The sequence below is a fragment of the Dysgonomonas termitidis genome (assembly GCF_054657735.1).
The window spans coordinates 1,641,831-1,661,675 of record NZ_BAAHYD010000002.1; the positions used below are offsets into that span (position 1 = coordinate 1,641,831).

A 19,845-nucleotide genomic window follows, 5' to 3' on the forward strand; every position below is an offset into this window, starting at 1 on the left:
CTAATTATATTGCTATGAAAAAAATATTAATAATTACATTACTATTCACATTATTATATATGTGTGCATTATATGGACAGAATGGAGATGTTTTTAACAAACCCTTAGTCAATAATGTTATCCCTCCTTCTCCGACATCATCAGTATTCCTCCAATATACAGGCTATACTCCCTCTTTGTCTATAGGGGCGGTAAATGTGCCTATATCGTTATATGATCTGAAAATAAATGATTTTACACTTCCTTTCAGTTTACAATACTACACCTCTGGAATAAAAGTAACAGATACGGCATATCCGGTTGGTTATGGTTGGTCATTCAATCCGGGTTTAAGAATAACAAGGACTGTAATAGGAAGGCCAGATGAAGCAACAGTGGCATATGATAAGATTATATTAGGTTCTACCATAAATAATGGTGATGTTGAACAGAAATTTGCCTATTTTAAATGTGCGACTTTTGATAACTTCGACTATAATTATTTAGGTCTTCAACCTTATTACAAAAAGCTTATAGATACGCAGTACGACATATTTACAATCCATTTACCTTCTGGAAACCATTCTTTTATAATGAAGGACGGAAAGGTGGAAACCTGTAATAATTTATTAAAAATAAAGGCTTTCGGGTGGGGAAATAAACTAACCGGATTTGAGATTACGGATGAAAACGGAATAATATATTATTATGGTGTTTTTGAAAATGAAAATGTTAGCACCAATGATATGTCTTTATATATGGAAATGCCATCATCCTATTCTCAACAAATACCAACAGCATGGATATTAAGAAGGATAAAACTTCCAGGAGAAAACCAGATTAATTTTACTTGGATAAAAACTACTTCGAAACAATATTTCAACGATTCATATATCCCATCAATGACTGCATATGATTATAAAGATTCCAGAGATCCCGGTTATAGAGACTATCTTACAGGAGGAGGTAGCGAGTCCGACTATGCAAACCCCAGTGTTTATGAGAAAGTGCTTAGCCTTAAACAAATTGATTTCCCTCTCGGAACTATCGAAATAAACTATAAAAATCCAGATTTGTATCCGTATATAGAAACCTTCAAGGTAAAAGACAAAAATAACAGAATAGTGAAGAATATAGATTTCAGCTATAATTCAACCCTGACATTTCTGCTCACCTCTCTGAATTTTTCAGATGAAGGGAAGTATAACTTTGATTATAACCCTATTCGGTTTGAACGTATACAAGATCAGGATTATTGGGGATATTACAATGGAAAGCAGAATCGTTCCCTGATTCCCAGAATTAAATTATCTACTTATGCCGGAACGAACGGGGGAATAATTCCTTTTGTGTTTGGTAATGCAGATAGATCGGCAGACGAATATTATGCAAAAGCCAATATATTAACAAAAGTAAAGTTTCCTACCGGTGGATTTACGGAATTTGAATACGAATTGAATCAGTTCGAAGAACCAACTTCATATCTTGTCTTAGATATTTCTGCAATAAAAAAAGGGAGAGGCTTAAGAGTTTGCAAAATATCGACAAAAGAAAATGAGGCTTCACCCTCCATCGTAAAAACATATAAATACGGCAAATATAGACAAATGACTGGCGGTTATTTTAATTATGACGGATTGGGAAACATCCCTACCATACCTACACCTGAAACTTTCTTTGACTTTTACAACGGATGGTATATCTTGACCCAGCAAACTTATACCCCTCTTATATCTAGGGTCATTAAAATTTATTCTCAGTCCAAAATCGCGTCATTATTTAAAACAACGCCATTGATTCATTATGATTTTATTACAGAATACACAAATAATGAAAATAAGATTGAATATACTTATTTACCAGTCTCCTTCGATGATGTGGAATACTATCCCAGGCCTTTTGTTAGGCATTATCAATACTTGTTTGATAAAGGGCCATATTTAATAAAAAAAGAATCTTATGCATTGAAAAATTCGCAATATGTTCCTGTTGAAAAGGTATCATATACGTATGCATGGACAACTGGGCAATCTTTACCCGGGACTTTTATTGATTTTACTACTTTAAATTTAGAGAAAGACGGACCTCATTTTTTCAGATTCGAAAACTATGAACAGCCACTAGGTGGAGGCTATTATTTTAGTAATGAAATTTATTTCAGTACTGATACTAATATTAATTTCGGCTATAATGTATTGAAAAAAGAAGAGAAAACAACATATACAGACTATGGAGAGATAAGCCAGACAATCAACTATGATTATATAGAAAATACTTTATTAAAGTCAAGGGAATCCGAATTAAGTAACGGCATAACCGAACAGCTTAACTATACCTATCTAAACGTAAATGGCCAATACAGGTCCTTTCCTACGTCTATAACCAGAACTGTGAATGGAATGGCCGAATATAAGACTATTACTTATCAAAACCTAGATAATTTAACATTCTTACCTATAAATATTTATTTATATAAAGATCTGGCAAACAAATGGGATGAACTAAGAATTACCTATCATAATTATAATGCTTTTGGAAAACCTGTTTATGTAACACAAGATGATGCTTCAAAGATTGTTTATATCTGGTCTTACAAAAGTCAGTATCCTATAGCCGAAATAAGGAATTCGACCTATTCGGAAGTTAAAAATATAATACCACAAAATATTCTTGATATTATTGCCGATGCCCATGTCCCCACAACTGAACATCTTGATCTTATTAATAGTCTCCGTCTTCGATTACCTGAAGCCCTAGTTTCCACATATACCTATCAGCCTCTTACAGGTATAAAAAGTGCAACTGACCCATCTGGTTTGACTACCTATTACAGGTACCATATTGATGGCCGTTTAGCTGAAACATATATAATAAAAGACGGAACCAAGATAAGCCTTGAGCGTTATGGCTATAATCTGGTAAACTCAAGTAATAATCAATAATCAGATATACTATGAAATTTTGTTATTTATACATAATATTGCTAGTCTTTCCAGCTTATTTATCAGCTCAGCAACAAATTAATATAGACTTAGGCTCTTTTAGCTCTAATAATACAAGCAAATATTTTCCTTCTATATATGCTTATGAGAATGCTGATGTGAATATTACATTTATATTGAATCATGATTGTGATATAGAAATTTATATAGAAGGATATCCTAATTGTGAAAGTGGTGAGTCATTAGGGATATTGGAATCCTCTATTCAGTTAAAAAATGAACGTACAAATGAAATAATACCAGTCAAAAACTTAGGGGATCGTTTTTTGGTTTACCTTCAATTTCAAAAATTAAAAGCTGGATATTACAAATTATATGCAAAATATGAAACTACATGTTCTCCTCATATGGAGTTTTATACAAGTTTATATGCAAATAATATGGATTTTTCTACCAAAATAGAAGGACCTCCAAGTGAAGAAGGGATTGACTATGGTGAAGATCCATCTGAGAGTAACAATAATTATTTCGACGGAATTTTTAGTAGAGAATATCCCGATCCTGTCAGCCCTAATTTAAGTGCTCAGAATTATGTTTATAAACGTACTTATCGTTCAGATAATAAAAACAGTTATCTTGATCAGATACAATATTATGATGGATTGGGACGGCCCCATCAAATAGTACAGGTAAAAATTACCCCAACCCAGAAAGATCTGGTTTCTTTACAGGAATATGATTCTTTTGGACGAGAATCTAACAGATGGCTACCAGGCGCGGTTACGAATAATAACGGAGCTTTGATTAATACCAGTCTCTTAATGGCCGCCTCTCAGGCTACTAATATGAACTCCGGCTCAGCAGACCAAAATCCGTTTTCAAAGACGGTATATGAAGAATCGCCGTTAAATCGTATCTTAGAAAAATATGGACCCGGGCAAGATTGGCATACTAACAGAAAAAATATAAAAACCGCTCTTATAACAAATAAATATAAAGCAGGGGCTTCATTTGTATTAGCTGATTCACTTGTTTGTGCAAAATATATATCTACAGATGATCTTAATCAGATTAGGATCTCACGTACAGATAACTATGCCGCAAATGATTTATATGTCACCCGGATAAAAGATGAAGGCGAAAATACTTCTTATGAATTTAAAAATAAATCAGGACAGGTAATATTAAGCAGACAAATTAATGAGTCAAATCTAATAGATACTTACTTTGTTTATGATTCTTATGGCAATTTGCGTATCGTAATACCACCGGAAGCTTCTACCCGTTTACTTTCATCATCTGGATGGACAGAGACGGATGATACAATGAAACAATATGCGTATTTATATAAATATGATTCAAGAAACCGTTGTATAGCAAAGAAAATACCAGGTTGTGACTGGATATTCTATATTTATGACAAAGCTGATCAATTAATATTGTCTCAAGATGGTGAACAAAGGCTAAAAAGCGAATGGTTGTTTACCAAATATGATATAACAGGTAGAGTCGTGCTTACAGGTGAAGTCGTGCTAAGTAACACTTATCAAGAACTTCAGAACATTATTAAAACGAAAGTAATCCAAGAAAAATTCAATATAAATAGTCAATGGAGTTATACTTGGACTTCGCTGCAAGGGCTAATTGACTCACACACTTACAAACGAATTTTGAGTGTAAATTATTACGATAATTATAAATTCAGAAAAAGGGTTGATTTCGAGCGAGAATATTTTGCTTATGAAGAGACTACACAAGAATATAATACCCGTTATGGAATAGATGAAAGTCAATATAAGCATAAAGGATTACTCACTGGAAACATTACTGCAATCATGAATGGAGCAGATGAAGTCCATTATCTGTATTCTGCTATGTATTATGACGACCAAAAACGGCTAATCCAAACAAAGGGTAACAACCACCTGACGGGAGGCATCGAAAAAGAATACATCGCCTATAACTTCACCGGGCAGCCGGTCAAGAAACTGCATGTGCATACCAAGGATGCCAACGGAGGAGGAAAGCTGACCGAGCTGTATACTTATACCTACGACCACGCAGGCCGGTTGCTGACCACTACCCACCAACTGACGGACGGGACAACGGTAAAACCGCAGGTTACACTGGCAGAAAACTCTTATGATGATTTAGGAAGACTGAAAACAAATAAGAAAGGAGGGGTAGCAGGTACGCTGGCTACCTATGCTTATAATGTGCGTTCGTGGACGAAATCAATCACCAGCCCGCTGTTTACTGAAACACTGTATTACAATGAAACCTACGGAGGCAGCGTTAAACAATACAACGGAAATATCTCGGCTATGAGCTGGAAACAACTAACAGAACCATTACGTTACTACGCTTACTCTTACGATAACCTGTCGAGGCTGACCAATGCCAATTACGGGGAAGATAACAATGCGACCAACCGTTTTACAACTTCGTATAGTTATGACAAGCATGGCAATATGAAAACGCTGACCCGCAGGGGAAATACCGATGGTTCGGGTACGAACGGAATGGTGGATAACCTGACGATGACACATAATGGCAACCAGCTGGCAAAAGTCAGCGATACAGGAGTAAGTGTGCCTATGAGCAGTTCGATGGATTTCAAAGACTATAGTAATGTAGCGACGGAATATACTTACAATGCCAACGGGGCCATGAATAAAGATTTGAATAAAGGTATAAGCGATATTCAATATAATTCCTTAAATTTACCCCGGATGATGGATATAAAGAGTCCCGTTGCGGAGGCAAGGAACGAATATACCTACAGTGCGTCTGGTCAAAAACTGAAAGTGGTACAGAAATGGAACCCTAATTTTTCTACAGCTCCTGTTATCGGTTCGGGTATCAACACGACATCGCTGACTCAAACCAAGACTACCGATTATACAGGTAATATCATCTATGAAAATAATGCGTTGAAACGGATATTGGTCGATGGCGGCTATTATGAAGGCGGAGTATATTACTATTATCTGGCAGACCATTTAGGTAATAACCATGTGGTCGTCAAATCGGATGGTACTTCGATACAGAGCCTTAGCTATTATCCTTTCGGGATGCATTTTGCTCCGGGAGGAGGTTATGAAAAACAGCCGTATAAGTACAATAATAAGGAATTGGATCAGATGCATGGATTGAATATGTACGATAATCTTGCCCGCTTGTATGACCCTGTGATACCGCATACACCTACGCCAGACCCGCATGCAGAGAATTACTATAGTTGGAGTCCGTATGCGTGGGTGGGGAATAATCCTCTTTCAAACATAGACCCAGATGGAATGGATTACTGGAGTACAAGCGACCCTGAATTAATCAGACAATTTATGAATTCGATGGGTAGTGGGGCTAGTGTTCATAATATGTCGGGTTGGAATCATGCCACTGATACTGAATTCTTAGGTCGGGGGACATTCAATGATGAGACAGGAAAATTCCATACCAGTTATGCCTCATACAAAAATGGGGTAGCTACAGTTACAGGGGTTACTCTTGATACAAATATAAAACCGGGATTAACATCTGACGGATTTGGTTATTCAGGAGCATTTGTATATAAATATGATAACCAATTTTGGGCTACCCTGGGTTATCATACGTATGAAATTACCCTGGGTTCTGGATACATCGCACCATTCGACCCGACAAGGTATTACGATGGTATAACAAACTGGCAAGTTAATACTGATGGTCGAATAACAGGCTTAGCTCCTATTATAGGGTATCCGCCTGGAGTAGGGAAAGGTGGAAAAGGTAGTGGAAAAGGTGGCAAGTTTGGTGGAAAAACAGGCCGAAAAGCTAATCCAGACCGAGTGAATAAATGGACTGAAGAAATTGAAACCTTACAGGAACAACTAAAGAAAGCAACAACAAAAGCAGAGAAGCAAGCTATCCAAGATAAGATTAAGCATGCTCGTTTAAAACAAAAAGCATCAGAACCTCATGGAAGAAAAGGACAAGGATAATATATTCATATTCAAACCTCAAATAGGATTAGGTAAGGTGTTATTTTCTTTTAATAAAGAAGAAGATATTTTGAAAATATTAGGAACTTCTGCTGAGCGAAGTATTGATATTTTTAGTAAGGAAGAATTTGCTATTTACTTAGATTATTGGAATTTAAGCATATTTGTCAGTTTGTATTTTGAAAATAGCTTTTTTGATCGTTTATCAATACATACACAGAATATTATTTTAGATAACTTCTGTTTCTCGCATCATAATCAAAGTGAAATACTATCTTTTATAAGAGAATATCATAATACTTATAAGTTAGATTTTATAGAAAAAATTGAATTTGATAAAAATACAGAAGAGACATGGTATTTTTATGAAAATCTTGGTTTAACTATATGGTTTGATAAAAATGGAATCTCAGATATCTGTGTTCAGAAAACCCGCTCGCGCAGACGTCCCGTCTGAGTGTTGCGTAGCAATAATTATAATCCTGCCGGTATCATCACCGGCAGGATAATTTATCTATAGTATATACAATTTGTTCAGCGGAGCAAAAAAGATACAGCCTGAAAACTATTGCAAAATGTGTTACGTTTGTTACCTTTTAACTATATATGGTTGATAAATGTAAAATTAGCTATGGGAAGAATGAAATAGAAAAAGTGTAACTTTTGTAACTTTTTCCTTAAATTTACCCCGGATGATGGATATAAAGAGTCCCGTTGCGGAGGCAAGGAACGAATATACCTACAGTGCGTCCGGTCAAAAACTGAAAGTGGTACAGAGATGGAATCCGAACTTCTCTACAGCTCCTGTTATCGGTTCGGGTATCAACACGACATCGCTGACTCAAACCAGGACCACTGATTATACAGGTAATATCATCTATGAAAATAATGCGTTGAAACGGATACTGGTCGACGGCGGTTATTATGAAGGCGGAGTATATTACTATTATCTGGCAGACCATTTGGGTAATAACCATGTGGTCGTCAAATCGGATGGTACTTCGATACAGAGCCTTAGCTATTATCCTTTCGGGATGCACTTTGCTCCGGGTATAGGTTATGAAAAGCAGCCGTACAAGTACAATAATAAGGAGTTGGATCAGATGCACGGGCTGAATATGTACGATAATCTTGCCCGCTTGTATGACCCTGTAATACCTCACACACCTACGCCAGACCCGCATGCAGAGAATTACTATAGCTTGTCGCCTTACTCATGGACAGCGAATAATCCGCTGAAAGTTATTGATCCTACAGGAATGGATACGATGTATGTAAATCCACAGGGTGAACCTATTATTACTATACCAGGAGGAGAAGATATAATTTTTCCAGTAGCACGAGATATTTATGTTATTCCTAGAGAGGTAGGGAAAGAACCTATTGACGCTTTTTTATTACCTGGTTTACCTCGTCGAATTCCTCCACAAGGAGGAAGAATAGATGGTGTATATCCTGAATTTGCAATATTAGTTCCAGCAAGGGCTGGGATTACTCTTTCAGCAGAACTTCTAATAAGTACTATGGTGACAATTAGGAATATGATGAGAGGGCCTGGTACTACTAATACGATTGATGCTAGTAGAAGTGGGTTTGTCCAATTTGGGAAAGATTCGAATCAAAAATATCATACATTTCGTCACGTAGATGATTTAGGACTTAATAAAGATGCAGTTGAAGTAGCCGTTAGATCAGACTTATTATCTGCATCATCAAGAATTGTTGCAGGGCAGCCTTATAATGGAGTCATTACCGTTTGTGGAGTAAGACTCCAATATACGGCATATAAATTATCTGATGGAACAATTAATATCGGAAGAATTCATGGAATATAAAAGAAGGCCAACGGTAAAAGAGAAAAAACTTATAGATATATTAGTGCAGAAGTCCTCAATACCATACAATAAAGATTGGGACAAGGAACTTATGGTTAGATCGATGAGTGATGGGGGGATGGGTAGCCTATACCTTTATCCCAAAGACTGTAAAGATGAATTAAGAAGATTTGGAAAACAAATAAGTGAAGTGACATTTAAAGATAAAGATGGAGTTGATGTTGTGGTCTCTTTAAATACTGATGACAAAGGTAATTTATACGAATTGGATATTTGGAAAACTGATTTCAATCAATTAGTTGAGATTCCCGATAATTTAGAAATTGTTTAAATTTTGGTCAATGAAGCATTTTGAATCTAAAACGGCTCTTCCCTCATTCGGCATATATTTCACTTGCGTAGTGCTAAAATTAAGATTTAGTCTTAAAAATAAGGACAATGAGTAAACCCCTCGCTTACGCGGTTTTGTAACCCCGCTCGCGCAGACGTCCCGTCTGAGTGTTGCGTAGCAATAATTATAATCCTGCCGGTATCATCATCGGCAGGATAATTTATCTATAATATATATAATTTGTTCAGCGGAGCAAAAAAGATACAGCATGAAAATTATTGAAAAATGTGTTACGTTTGTTACCTTTTAACTATATAGTTAATAAAAGTAAAATTGATTGTAGGGAGAAAGAAATAGAAAAGTGTAACTTTTGTAACTTTTTTCGTTAAATTTATCGGTCAGATGGTGATAAGCAGTCTGACAGCCAAAGCTAAAAATTATTACACTTATTCGGCTTCAGGCGTGAAGCTGAGGACAGAGCAGCGATACGATTCGAATTATACGGTAACGCCGTCTAATGCGACCAATCCGACAAATGATGGATTGGCTGACTATAAGAATACGGATTATGCAGGCAACATTATCTATGAAACGGTGAAAAGGAGTTCGACCATTACCAACAAAACGAGGATACTTGTTGACGGGGGATACTGGGAAAATAATGTTTATTATTTTTATGTGACCGATCATTTGGGAAATAACCGTATGGTAGCTGACGCCGGTGGCACAGCCATACAGCGAAATCATTACTATCCGTTTGGTATGTCCTTTGCCGATACACCGCTGGCTGAGCAGGGAAAACAGCCGTATAAGTATAATGGCAAGGAATTAGATCAGATGCACGGGTTGAATATGTACGATAATCTTGCCCGCTTGTATGACCCTGTGATACCGCATACACCTACGCCAGACCCGCATGCAGAGAATTACTATAGTTGGAGTCCGTATGCGTGGGTGGGGAATAATCCGATGAAATATATCGACCCGACGGGAATGGACACAATACATATTAATGAACAAGGGCGTATTGCATGGCAAAGTAATCCCTCTGATACTGATGTTTTTTATATAGTAGATGCTAATGGTAATAAAATTACAAATCAAGATGGAAGTTATGTATCCCTATCGTTTAACTCGAAAGTAGTAAATACAATGAGTAATGGTACATATCAATCATATGGATATGATCGTTATGATATAGATGGAACAAAAAATGCGACATCTCTTTTTGAATTTCTTGCGGATAATACAACTGTAGAATGGTCACATGGAGTATATGATAGTGCAGAAGACACAAAATACAATGTACTTACGACTTCTCATAATAGTTCACTTGAGGCTGGAGCAAGTGCAGTTTTCTACGATATGATTGATAATGGGCGTTTTCCATCGATATCGAATCACAGCCATCCCAGAGGAACAAGAATTCCAAGTGGATTAGTGGAAACAGGATATCCATCTGGGGATGTTATTGCTGCAAGAGCTGAAGTACGATATATACAACGGAAAAACCAGAATCGTCAAGCTCCATCGTATAATATTTATATACCTAAGAGTCAAAGACAAACCAACCAAAAATATTTTCCTTATTCTCATACTTGGTATAATTCACCAAGAGCTATTGTTCCATTTTAAAAGATGAATGATATGAAAAAAATAATATTGTTGACTATGATAAGCTGCTCTTTATTTTATATAAAATCTAATGCTCAAGTATATAAAGAGTTAAAGACTAATATAGAATTGCCAAAGTTAAAAATAATAAATAAAAAATTGGAAAAGAACCTAATATCAGATTTAATAAACATAAATAATAAAGATGAATGGAATACTAATCTAGTCTATTCAATCCAGATTGACAAAGTAGAAAAAAGACAATCATACAAGCTAACTATTACTATGTCTGCAATATGTGATATTAACGAGTCTGCAAGTATAGGTTTTTTTAAAATACAAGATTATATTTTTGTAGTAAAAGGTGTTTATCCATGTAGCCTTTATTCGATAAGTACAGAAAAAAAAATATTTGAATGTATCAAAGAATATCGAATAGAAAATGATATACTTGAACCAATATTACCTCTTAGAGTAGAGCCTCCAATATGGATTTATTTATTTGAAAAGAACAAATTAAGATGTATAGAAATGAGAACTTTTAATTAGAAATTTTCACCCGCTCGCGCATACGTCCCGTGGCTGTTGCACAACTAAGCAAATTTAATATTTTATGAAAATAGACATTGTTTACAAAAAAATATCTATTGATAATCCCCCGCTCGCGCAGACGTCCCGTCTGAGTGTTGCGTAGCAATAATTATTCGTCCTGTCGGTGTTATCATCGGCAGGATAATTTATCTATAGTATATACATTTTGTTCAGCGGAGCAAAAAAGATACAGGATGAAAATTATTGAAAAGTGTGTTACGTTTGTTACCTTTTGTACCTTAGCGTTTCTGCATGAAATACAGCTAACTGTTAACTGAAATAAGTATTACCTTTTACTTACATCTCATAAATATAAGAAGCAGAATCCATGTGATTGGATCTTGATTTGCATAATTTATCATAAAATAAAAGAGGTTCTTCAAACCTGAAGAACCTCTGATTTGTATAATTAAGACGCCTGATTAATTCTGTCCGCCACCTTGTCCGCCTTGACCTCCCTGATTTCCTTGTCCGCTGCTCATATTATCATCATTATTGATGCTTCGTTGAGCTTTTTTGATCTGGGCTTTCATTTCTCCGAAACGGAATGAAACAGAAACTCCAAACTGGCGCATTCTGTTGGTATTGAAAGATTCGGAATAGAAATCATCGTTACGGGTGATATTCTTAAACTCACTGTCTTTCTTTAATGGATTCTGAGCATATGCACGGAATTGTAATCTGTCTTTCATAAAACCTTTTGAGAAAGATAAGCTATGAAAGAAGAAAGACGGGCCTTCACCTTGCAGGCTGATTTGGCGACTGAAATAGCCTGTGTTTATATATGCCTTGAAATTATGCGGAAATGAATATTGTCCTCCGGCAAAGATGTTCCCGGTAAGTCCGCTGTTACTCATCTTTGCATTTGATAATGAATTGCTGTTGGATTTAATGTCTACATATCTTCCCGACATATTACTGTATATGCGTATTTTATCATTAGGACTCCAGTTCACATATCCCGAAAGCCCCAGGTTTTTTCGTTCCCCTATATTCTGATATGTGGTAGTTGCAACATCATTATTGAGGGTAGTAATACTTTCGATACCATTGTTTTCGAAATCATAGGACATATTCAGATTGAGGTTCAGCGTCCTGCTGAAAGAACCGAAATTTATACTGAAATTGTGATTCTTGACCGCATCCAGAGACGAATTTCCAATTCTGGTATTATTAGGATTAGATGTATCCTCATATGGATTCAACTGATAAATACCCGGGCGCTGTATACGCATATTGTACCCGAAACGGATATTTTGCGTAGGCTTGAGCTGGTATGTAATTGTTGCCGATGGAACCAGATTGGAGTAATCATTTTTGAAGTTTTTACTTTCATCTTTAGGAAACTTAGCTTCCAGCCATGTAGCCTCATAGCGCAATCCTGTTTTCATTCCCCATTTTTGGAATTTTGCACTGTAACCTCCGTATGCGGCAAGAATGTCCTGCTCGTGCTTGAATTTATCATACATCTGCGGTTTGTTAATCCAGGTTCCGTCTGCATTGAGGAAGTCATAGCCACTATTACTCTGATTGAGACGTATGATGTATTTTACCCCGGCCTCTAAATTATGAATTTTTCCGAATGGAGTAACAAAATCAGTTTGAAAGGTATGTTCTTTCATGTCAGCGTCGGTAAACTGATTGTTTGTTTCTGCTGTTGCCGGAAGAGTACCGTTTATGTGGGTTACCAAGTTGTCCGACTTGCTGTCGTTCGGACTAAGACTGAATCTGTATGAAGCAGTGAATAACTGATCTTTTTTCTTAAAGGTGCGTTGGTAATCGACGTTAATATCTGTTCCTCCATAGTTTTGCGCGGAGCGGCTGTCGAGTTCATATGTATATTGCGGAGCATTGTCTTTTTTCAGCATTTCCGCGATTTGTTCGTTCGTTGATTTGCCTTCACCAAAATAACGGTTGAAGCCTACATTGATGAGGTTAAGTGTATCTAATTCAAAGCTGAGTTCTCCGTTTCCATATTGTCCGTTTCCGTTATTTTTAGAGAACCCGGTTTGGGATAAATACTTGAAGTCGTCGTTTTTTAAATTCTCCCGGTAGAAAGACGACTCGCCTTTCGGACGTTTATATTCATAATAATTGTATCCTCCCGTAAAACCTACGATTCCTTGTTTTATCTGCAGGTAAGCGCCGGCGCCGAATCCGCCCAAATCATCCACACGACCGTTCAATGTGGCGGTATAACCACCCATGGAAGAGTTTTTCTGAGTTATAATATTAATAATCCCTGCAACGCCTTCCGCATCGTATTTTGCCCCCGGGTCCGTGATAACTTCTATATCCTTAATGGTGCTCGCCGGCATGCTGCGCAACACATCTTTCGGATTACTTGTTATCATATTCGATGGTTTACCGTTGAGGTATATTTTATAATTAGAGGAGCCTTTGAGTTGTATGTTTTCTTCTCCGTCGACAGTCACCATAGGTACTTTTTTCAACATATCCAATACGTTATTGGTTTTAGCTTCGGGATCGTCTTCCATGCTGTATGTGATTTTATCTAAATCTACTTTCACCAATGGTTTCTGAGCCGATATGACCACTTCCGACAGAGCCTGTGCATCGTCAGGCATAAGGATTGTGCCGAGATCGAGAGTTTTCGCGTTTCCGATTTCAATGGCTTTTGTAACTGTCTTTTTACCTATAAATTCGGCCGTGAAAAGGTATTCACCCTTTTTGTTCATAGTCAACTGGAACTTTCCGTTGTCATCGGTAGCTACAGCCTTAAGCAGTTGAGGATTAGCTCCTTTGCCTGTTATTTTGATTGTGGCATAAGGTACCGTCTCATTTGTAAGAGAATCTACCAGTTGTCCTTTCACAAGCACATTTACAGTATTGGCCGTCGGGGCATTAGTCTGTGCCGACATAGATGAAAAACCTGCAATAAACAGGGTGATTAACAGGATACGGATTTTCATAAAGAAGTTTTTATATGTTTTTTTAGTTCATTTTGGGATGGCTAAGATATGAATTGATTTTACTTATTGATCCACCTCCTACGAATTTGTCGTAATAATTATATTTTTATCACTAAGCGCAGGTTTATTTTATTCTTTTTAACAAAATAATGCAATTGTTATATAAAAAAAGCGCCTGACAACAAGGTTTAGCGCTTTTAACAATATATAGTTACAAGATTACTGACAGGCCGGAAGTTCTTTTACGGGATACATTTTTCCGTAAAGTTCCAGATATTGGATATTTGCCGTATCAATTTTAAATACCATGTTATTGCGGCTACTTCTGGATACATTTATATCGATATGCAGGATATTGTCGTTGTTCCGGTTTGTACTCCAACCTGTAATACCGTATCCGGGAATCTTGCTTTGGATGGATATGACAGTATCATTCCTGTTGAAGCAGACTTTGAAATCATCTGAAGTCTTGCGGAGAAACCATCCCTGACGGTTTCCCGCAAACCATGCGCCGAAAACGATTGCCAGAATAATGAGAGTGAATAATATCGGGGATAATCTATCTTTCATAGTCAATAGATATTAAGGTCGCGGACCTGTTTATTACTTTGTTAAGATCAAATGAAACAAATGGTTAGGTTGAAATATTATATCGTTGAATATTCAACCTTCAGCTTATTCGTCATTTTTCTTCGATTTCTTCTCGCTCTTTTGTTCTACAAAGTAAGCTACAACCAGTCCGATACCACCGAATACTGCTGCACATGCGGGATAAAGTACCGATATGGTATTCCTGAACTCATGATACATTCTGCTGTCAGTGTCAATAGGGGCTACGGCCAAAAGGTCTACAACGGTAGCGGTCACTACCCCCAGACCCACACCTACAAGCAGTAATCCGATGCGGATAGCCCATGAGCCAACCGAAATATCCCTGTATTTCTGTATCTGCAGAGGACTATTTAATATCTGCGGATCAATACCCGAGGAAAGTTTTTCTATCATCGCCATACGTTCCCTGCGGCGTGCGAACAATTCGAATAAGCGGTAGACTCCGTAAGTTATTATGCCTACTACGCATACGATTCCTATCATTTCCATAATTTTCTAATTTTAGAAGTTAAACATTCTTTTCTAGTTGGTTTGCTCATTTTGACGCAGGGGGTTCGGAAAGGTTACAAAATGAATGAAAAAATATTTATTGTCGGGTCTCGATGTTAAATCGGGTTGCAGCTGTTATACTCATATGGAGTCTCTGACTTCCGGAATATTTTTCTGATTTTTTTCATTTACATTTGTAACCTATTCAATTTTGTTGCGTCATACGGGTATGGCAGATTTTGATGACATTTATTATGTACGCCGGATCAAAGATGGTCATACTGATGCTTTCGTGCATATAGTGCGCCGCTATCAGAGAATGGTATTTACCATTGTCAGCAAAATTGTTTCCCGCAAGGTAGAAGCCGAAGATATTACGCAGGAAGTATTTATCAAGGCATTTCAGTCCCTGAATAAATTTCGCGAGGAATCTGAATTTGCAACCTGGCTCTATCGTATTGCCTATAATACAACAATATCGGAGCTGCGCAGACGAAAACATGAATTTACTGCCATAGAAGATAATTTTGCCAATGTACCCGATGGAGAGATAGCTGATGCAATGGATGAAATAAGTGTTGAAGATAAATTACATTGCCTGGATATAGTACTGAAAAAGCTGCCTCCCGACGATGCTTTACTCATCACGATGTTTTATCTGAACAACCAGAGTATACAGCAGATAAGTGATATAACGAGCAACAGCATCGCAAATGTGAAAGTAAAGTTGCACAGGATAAGAAAATTTATGAACTTTGAAATAAATAAACTCATACAATTATGAAAGCAGAAGAAAAAGATAAGCTCAGGGGTTTATTTCAGGAAGTGGAATTAGACAAACCATCTGCAGCCTTCGAAAGCCGGCTGATGGAACATATACATATAGCTGCTGCAAAGCAAACTAAAAAGAGAAACATTAGATCGATTTTCGCAATTGCCGGGGGAATTATGGGAATGCTTGGTATTCCGGCTTTTATCTTCTGGAAATTAGGCCTGATATTTGAGCCCGAACTGAAACCTGTAGAAATCGATTTGACGTTTACTATGCCCGAGATAAAAATAGATCCGCTAATTATCTCTATAGCATTTGTCGTACTGCTGCTTTTAATCAGCGACACGTTGATCCGGCGGCGTATATGGGAGAAAAAACAGAAAGATTAGATTGAGTTAAACATCCAGACTGCCATCCCTGTCACTCTTATATTTCTGCGACAGGATGCGGAGAAATGAAGATATTTGCGATATAGCGGCTTGCGTCTCTCCTGAAATCTCTTTTTTTTGCAACCTCATCAGCAAATAACCGTATAATGCTGCAAAACATGTTTCCAGTTCCGGAATAGTCTTGTCTGGCGATTTAGACCGCAGTTCTACAATAAATGGCAGGGTTTTGTAATATATTGCCGAATAGTCACTTTCATCAGGTGCTTTTAACAAGCGGAGATGCAAATCTGTGAGTTCTGAAATCACATTTTTGTTTACGATCAGATGCCCTTTTTCCACGACATCCTCCCGGCGCATCATCTCTATAAGGTTTTCGTACCATTCCCTGATTTCTTTTTTCACATGGTCCGGCTGACCGAAACGGGATATGATCTGTTCATCTATTCTGTCTATATCCAGCCTGTTGGCTCGTATCATGTCTTCTACCTGCCACATATATAAAAGGTACTCACCTATATTTTCCTCTTTCAGTTTTTTAGCTATAAGCATTATATGGTAATTATGAATTATAAGTCCTGAATTGTGTACTGATATTATTGCTGTTCTTTAATTTTATGAATTCTGTGCAAAGGTAAATAATATATGGCGGATGTTAAATAAATAGTGTAAATATGTGTACAGATGAGCTTTATTCTTTAATAAAGAAAATATTAAGAGTAAGATTGAACAAAGATATATTAATCAGTGTTCTATCTACAAAACAGGTTCTTACTTTTTTCATAGTGTGTTAGATAGATTGTTTAGTTGATTTTTTATTACCTGTTTTTAATCATAGTATATGTTAGTTTTATATTAGTGTTAAGGTCTGGAAGAGGTGGTTGTGAGAACCGTCTCTTTCTTTTTTATATCTAAAAATATTTATGAGAATAAAATGTTTAAATATCAATATTTTAAGCATTTTATCTATATAGTAAGCCCGGCTATTAACACATTATAGATTTAAAATTAATTTACTTGTACTTACTTTTCAGTACATTTGTTTATAAATTGTTGATATATAATTTATCTAACTATGGCTACATTTAAAGCAGAAGTACAGAATAAACGGGCGGATGGAACTTACAACGTAAGAATACGGGTAACACATAACAGGCAAATACGTCGGATATCGACAAACTTATATGTAACTACAGATGATCTTACAATTAAGAGTTTGAAAATCAAAAATATAAAAATATTGAAAAAGACCGAGTTCCTTGTGCAGGAATGCCGGGAGGTATGTAATGATCTGGGATTCGAACTGTTTAATACACCGATAGAAGATCTTGTCGAAAAATTAAAGAGCCGCCTTCAGGGAGGCGAAAAGTTTTATCTGGATTTTATGCAATATACCAGGGACAAAGCTTCCGGAATGAAAAAGGGTACAGGTGATACATATCTGAGCGTATTAAATTCATTAAAAAGATTCACTAAGCGGGATAGCCTGGATATATCCGAAATAAACACAAATTTTCTGCGGGAATTTGAAAGATTTATAGTCACAGAACCTTCGCAACGCGGGTATAACAGAAAGAAGCCCAGGAAGGAACCAGAAGCAAAGGGCGGGCGTGCTGTATCCAAGTATCTGTCATGTATCCGGGCAATATACAATATGGCAAAGGATGAATTTAATGATGAAGAACGCGGGATAATAAAAATACCCTTTTATCCTTTTAAAAAGTATAAGTTGAAACCGATACCAAAAACGCGTAAACGTGCTTTACCGGTTGCATCGATACAGCAGATAATAGATCTTCCGTATGAAAAGGAAATAGTCGGTGGACGGACAAGCCTTCTCAATCTGGCTAAGGATTGCTTTATACTCTCTTTCGCTCTGATCGGGATAAACAGCGCAGATATGTACCACTCCGGATTACCGGAAAATAATATCATAACTTATAACCGGGAGAAAACGGAAAGCCGGCGTTCCGATGGGGCTGAGATGTGTGTAAGGATTGAGAATTGTATTATGAAGCTGATGGATAAGTATAAAGATGATAAGAAGTTATTCCGCTTTCACCGGCATTATGTTAATCCCAAGATATTCAATGCCGCTATTAATAAAGGTTTGAAGAGAGTCGGCGCACAGATAGGTATAAATAATCTGGAATTTTACTCAGCCCGTCACTCCTGGGCGACTATTGCCCGGTCGTCAGCTGTAGGCATAGATAAATATACGGTGCATGAAGGGTTGAATCATGCTCCGGACAAAGATATGAAAGTGACTGATATCTACATAGATCGAGACTGGTCCGTAATTTGGGAGGCCAACAAAAAGGTTCTGGATCTGTTTGATTGGTTGAATATCCTTTAAAATGAAAACATCGTAACTTTTTGATGAAGTTTTATTGTTGAACTTTCCGTACATCTCCTGTAGACTGTGATTCCGTCTTCGCAATTATAAACCGGCTATTCACATAGTCGTAAGCATCAAACTTCCACTTATATAGGATAGATCTTGAAACATTAATGATCGATTTGTTCGCTTCGTAAAGCGCGGCAAGCGACGTATAAGTAGTGACTTTAAGCGGTCGCTGCCGGATGAAAACAAATACTGTCATATTCTCAAATATTTTTCATTTTTGCAAATATATGGTATTATATTATCAAAAACGGGCTAAAAAACACGCTAATTTTACTACTTCGTCACTTTTGGACGAAGTTTTTTTGTAAAGTATTGATACATAGCAAAATGTGCGTTTTTATAAATTTCGGTAAAATAGAGCCTGTAATCCCGCTTTTACAGTGGGATTTTATATGAGTTCGACAGTGAAACATCGTCAAAAAGTTATGATGTTTTACTTGTATAATAATTATGAAAACTTCGTCAATAAAACATCGTCAAATTTTGACGAACTTTTTTGAGCGATGTTTGATGATGGGGAAAAGAAAGCCCCGCTGGTAGGCGGGGCTGACTAATTGGTAGTATGTCTATCTTACTTTAATAAAGTTAAAACAAGTGAACAGAATGCAATGGCAACAGCTATTATTGATATTATAAAACTTGCTTTGTTGCGTTTGATATATTTTTCAAGACCTCCCTCCTGATTAAGTAATTGTGAACCTTGATCAGTTATCTTGCAGAAATTTTTGTCATGCAGTATATCTGTGTCTTTTTGTATTTCTTCGTTATAATATTTGATGTATCCTAAGCTTTTGGCTTTCTTAATAATAGGTATGCCAAATTTCTTGTCATAGATAATCTGGCTTAATAATATACCATCTGGATCTTCGTCCAATAACCGTAATAATTTGTCGATTTCTTTGTTCATAATATAAAGTTTGATTAAGATTTATATCTATATTATTTATGTAGTATAGTACCTGTGAGCGGGG

At 36.7% G+C, this 19,845-nt stretch carries 16 protein-coding genes; 10 read left to right on the forward strand and 6 right to left on the reverse strand.

Features of this window, described 5'->3' with window-relative positions; genetic code table 11:
- The first annotated feature begins 14 nt into the window (after nt 1-14).
- The 7 genes from ACYQ3L_RS10750 (at nt 15) to ACYQ3L_RS10780 (ending at nt 11,233) form a co-directional block, all read left to right on the forward strand.
- The gene (locus ACYQ3L_RS10750; RefSeq protein ID WP_379996015.1) at nt 15-2,921 is read left to right on the forward strand and encodes a hypothetical protein; all 2,907 of its coding nucleotides are present in this window, start codon (nt 15-17) and stop codon (nt 2,919-2,921) included.
- 440 nt (nt 2,922-3,361) lie between these two features.
- Nucleotides 3,362-6,904 (forward strand): DUF6443 domain-containing protein, encoded by a 3,543-nt coding sequence (locus ACYQ3L_RS10755; protein WP_379996012.1) that lies wholly within the window; start codon nt 3,362-3,364, stop codon nt 6,902-6,904.
- Nucleotides 6,882-7,361: a hypothetical protein gene (locus ACYQ3L_RS10760; protein ID WP_379996010.1), complete on the forward strand. Its 480-nt coding sequence runs from the start codon at nt 6,882-6,884 to the stop codon at nt 7,359-7,361. The genes ACYQ3L_RS10755 and ACYQ3L_RS10760 overlap by 23 nt, the downstream gene beginning before the upstream one ends.
- Nucleotides 7,362-7,596: 235 nt before the next feature.
- Entirely contained in the window at nt 7,597-8,739 is a 1,143-nt protein-coding gene (locus tag ACYQ3L_RS10765; protein ID WP_379996008.1) for an RHS repeat domain-containing protein, read from the forward strand.
- A complete protein-coding gene (locus ACYQ3L_RS10770; protein ID WP_379996005.1) occupies nt 8,702-9,070 on the forward strand; it encodes a DUF6984 family protein in 369 nt (122 codons plus the stop codon). The genes ACYQ3L_RS10765 and ACYQ3L_RS10770 overlap by 38 nt, the downstream gene beginning before the upstream one ends.
- 402 nt (nt 9,071-9,472) lie before the next feature.
- Nucleotides 9,473-10,705, forward strand: a complete 1,233-nt coding sequence (locus tag ACYQ3L_RS10775) for a JAB-like toxin 1 domain-containing protein (RefSeq protein ID WP_379996003.1) — start codon at nt 9,473-9,475, stop codon at nt 10,703-10,705.
- A gap of 12 nt (nt 10,706-10,717) precedes the next feature.
- The gene (locus tag ACYQ3L_RS10780) at nt 10,718-11,233 is read left to right on the forward strand and encodes a hypothetical protein (RefSeq protein ID WP_379996001.1); all 516 of its coding nucleotides are present in this window, start codon (nt 10,718-10,720) and stop codon (nt 11,231-11,233) included.
- Between the two features lie 464 nt (nt 11,234-11,697).
- Here the strand turns inward: ACYQ3L_RS10780 and ACYQ3L_RS10785 are convergent, their stop codons facing one another.
- From ACYQ3L_RS10785 to ACYQ3L_RS10795, 3 genes are all read right to left on the reverse strand, one after another.
- Complete coding sequence (locus ACYQ3L_RS10785) at nt 11,698-14,208, reverse strand: TonB-dependent receptor (protein ID WP_379995999.1); 2,511 nt, start codon at nt 14,206-14,208, stop codon at nt 11,698-11,700.
- Nucleotides 14,209-14,427: 219 nt separating this feature from the next.
- A complete protein-coding gene (locus ACYQ3L_RS10790) occupies nt 14,428-14,778 on the reverse strand; it encodes a hypothetical protein (protein ID WP_379995997.1) in 351 nt (116 codons plus the stop codon).
- A gap of 105 nt (nt 14,779-14,883) precedes the next feature.
- On the reverse strand, nt 14,884-15,309 hold the full coding sequence (locus ACYQ3L_RS10795) for a DUF6249 domain-containing protein (protein ID WP_379995995.1): 426 nt from the start codon (nt 15,307-15,309) through the stop codon (nt 14,884-14,886).
- Nucleotides 15,310-15,538: 229 nt separating this feature from the next.
- Here ACYQ3L_RS10795 and ACYQ3L_RS10800 point away from each other — a divergent pair, with 229 nt between their 5' ends.
- Both ACYQ3L_RS10800 and ACYQ3L_RS10805 read left to right on the forward strand, forming a co-directional pair.
- Nucleotides 15,539-16,093: an RNA polymerase sigma factor gene (locus ACYQ3L_RS10800; RefSeq protein ID WP_379995993.1), complete on the forward strand. Its 555-nt coding sequence runs from the start codon at nt 15,539-15,541 to the stop codon at nt 16,091-16,093.
- A complete protein-coding gene (locus ACYQ3L_RS10805) occupies nt 16,090-16,470 on the forward strand; it encodes a hypothetical protein (protein ID WP_379995991.1) in 381 nt (126 codons plus the stop codon). The genes ACYQ3L_RS10800 and ACYQ3L_RS10805 overlap by 4 nt, the downstream gene beginning before the upstream one ends.
- Before the next feature lie 6 nt (nt 16,471-16,476).
- Here the strand turns inward: ACYQ3L_RS10805 and ACYQ3L_RS10810 are convergent, their stop codons facing one another.
- Nucleotides 16,477-17,019, reverse strand: a complete 543-nt coding sequence (locus ACYQ3L_RS10810) for a DUF4924 family protein (RefSeq protein WP_379995989.1) — start codon at nt 17,017-17,019, stop codon at nt 16,477-16,479.
- A gap of 523 nt (nt 17,020-17,542) precedes the next feature.
- On the opposite strand from ACYQ3L_RS10810, the gene ACYQ3L_RS10815 reads away from it, so the two are divergent.
- Entirely contained in the window at nt 17,543-18,823 is a 1,281-nt protein-coding gene (locus ACYQ3L_RS10815; RefSeq protein ID WP_379995987.1) for a tyrosine-type recombinase/integrase, read from the forward strand.
- A 31-nt stretch (nt 18,824-18,854) separates the two neighbouring features.
- Here the strand turns inward: ACYQ3L_RS10815 and ACYQ3L_RS10820 are convergent, their stop codons facing one another.
- Nucleotides 18,855-19,070: a hypothetical protein gene (locus ACYQ3L_RS10820; RefSeq protein ID WP_379995985.1), complete on the reverse strand. Its 216-nt coding sequence runs from the start codon at nt 19,068-19,070 to the stop codon at nt 18,855-18,857.
- 375 nt (nt 19,071-19,445) lie between these two features.
- Entirely contained in the window at nt 19,446-19,781 is a 336-nt protein-coding gene (locus ACYQ3L_RS10825; RefSeq protein WP_379995983.1) for a hypothetical protein, read from the reverse strand.
- Nucleotides 19,782-19,845: the final 64 nt, after the last annotated feature.

What these genes read in the sequence shown, in the direction of transcription:
- ACYQ3L_RS10815 (WP_379995987.1), top strand. Translation starts at nt 17,543, where the DNA reads ATGGCTACATTTAAAGCAGAAGTACAGAATAAACGGGCGGATGGAACT.
- ACYQ3L_RS10780 (WP_379996001.1), top strand. Translation starts at nt 10,718, where the DNA reads ATGAAAAAAATAATATTGTTGACTATGATAAGCTGCTCTTTATTTTAT.
- ACYQ3L_RS10820 (WP_379995985.1), bottom strand. Translation starts at nt 19,070, where the DNA reads ATGACAGTATTTGTTTTCATCCGGCAGCGACCGCTTAAAGTCACTACT.
- ACYQ3L_RS10785 (WP_379995999.1), bottom strand. Translation starts at nt 14,208, where the DNA reads ATGAAAATCCGTATCCTGTTAATCACCCTGTTTATTGCAGGTTTTTCA.
- ACYQ3L_RS10775 (WP_379996003.1), top strand. Translation starts at nt 9,473, where the DNA reads ATGGTGATAAGCAGTCTGACAGCCAAAGCTAAAAATTATTACACTTAT.
- ACYQ3L_RS10825 (WP_379995983.1), bottom strand. Translation starts at nt 19,781, where the DNA reads ATGAACAAAGAAATCGACAAATTATTACGGTTATTGGACGAAGATCCA.
- ACYQ3L_RS10795 (WP_379995995.1), bottom strand. Translation starts at nt 15,309, where the DNA reads ATGGAAATGATAGGAATCGTATGCGTAGTAGGCATAATAACTTACGGA.
- ACYQ3L_RS10800 (WP_379995993.1), top strand. Translation starts at nt 15,539, where the DNA reads ATGGCAGATTTTGATGACATTTATTATGTACGCCGGATCAAAGATGGT.
- ACYQ3L_RS10750 (WP_379996015.1), top strand. Translation starts at nt 15, where the DNA reads ATGAAAAAAATATTAATAATTACATTACTATTCACATTATTATATATG.
- ACYQ3L_RS10765 (WP_379996008.1), top strand. Translation starts at nt 7,597, where the DNA reads ATGATGGATATAAAGAGTCCCGTTGCGGAGGCAAGGAACGAATATACC.
- ACYQ3L_RS10790 (WP_379995997.1), bottom strand. Translation starts at nt 14,778, where the DNA reads ATGAAAGATAGATTATCCCCGATATTATTCACTCTCATTATTCTGGCA.
- ACYQ3L_RS10770 (WP_379996005.1), top strand. Translation starts at nt 8,702, where the DNA reads ATGGAACAATTAATATCGGAAGAATTCATGGAATATAAAAGAAGGCCA.
- ACYQ3L_RS10760 (WP_379996010.1), top strand. Translation starts at nt 6,882, where the DNA reads ATGGAAGAAAAGGACAAGGATAATATATTCATATTCAAACCTCAAATA.
- ACYQ3L_RS10810 (WP_379995989.1), bottom strand. Translation starts at nt 17,019, where the DNA reads ATGCTTATAGCTAAAAAACTGAAAGAGGAAAATATAGGTGAGTACCTT.
- ACYQ3L_RS10805 (WP_379995991.1), top strand. Translation starts at nt 16,090, where the DNA reads ATGAAAGCAGAAGAAAAAGATAAGCTCAGGGGTTTATTTCAGGAAGTG.
- ACYQ3L_RS10755 (WP_379996012.1), top strand. Translation starts at nt 3,362, where the DNA reads ATGGATTTTTCTACCAAAATAGAAGGACCTCCAAGTGAAGAAGGGATT.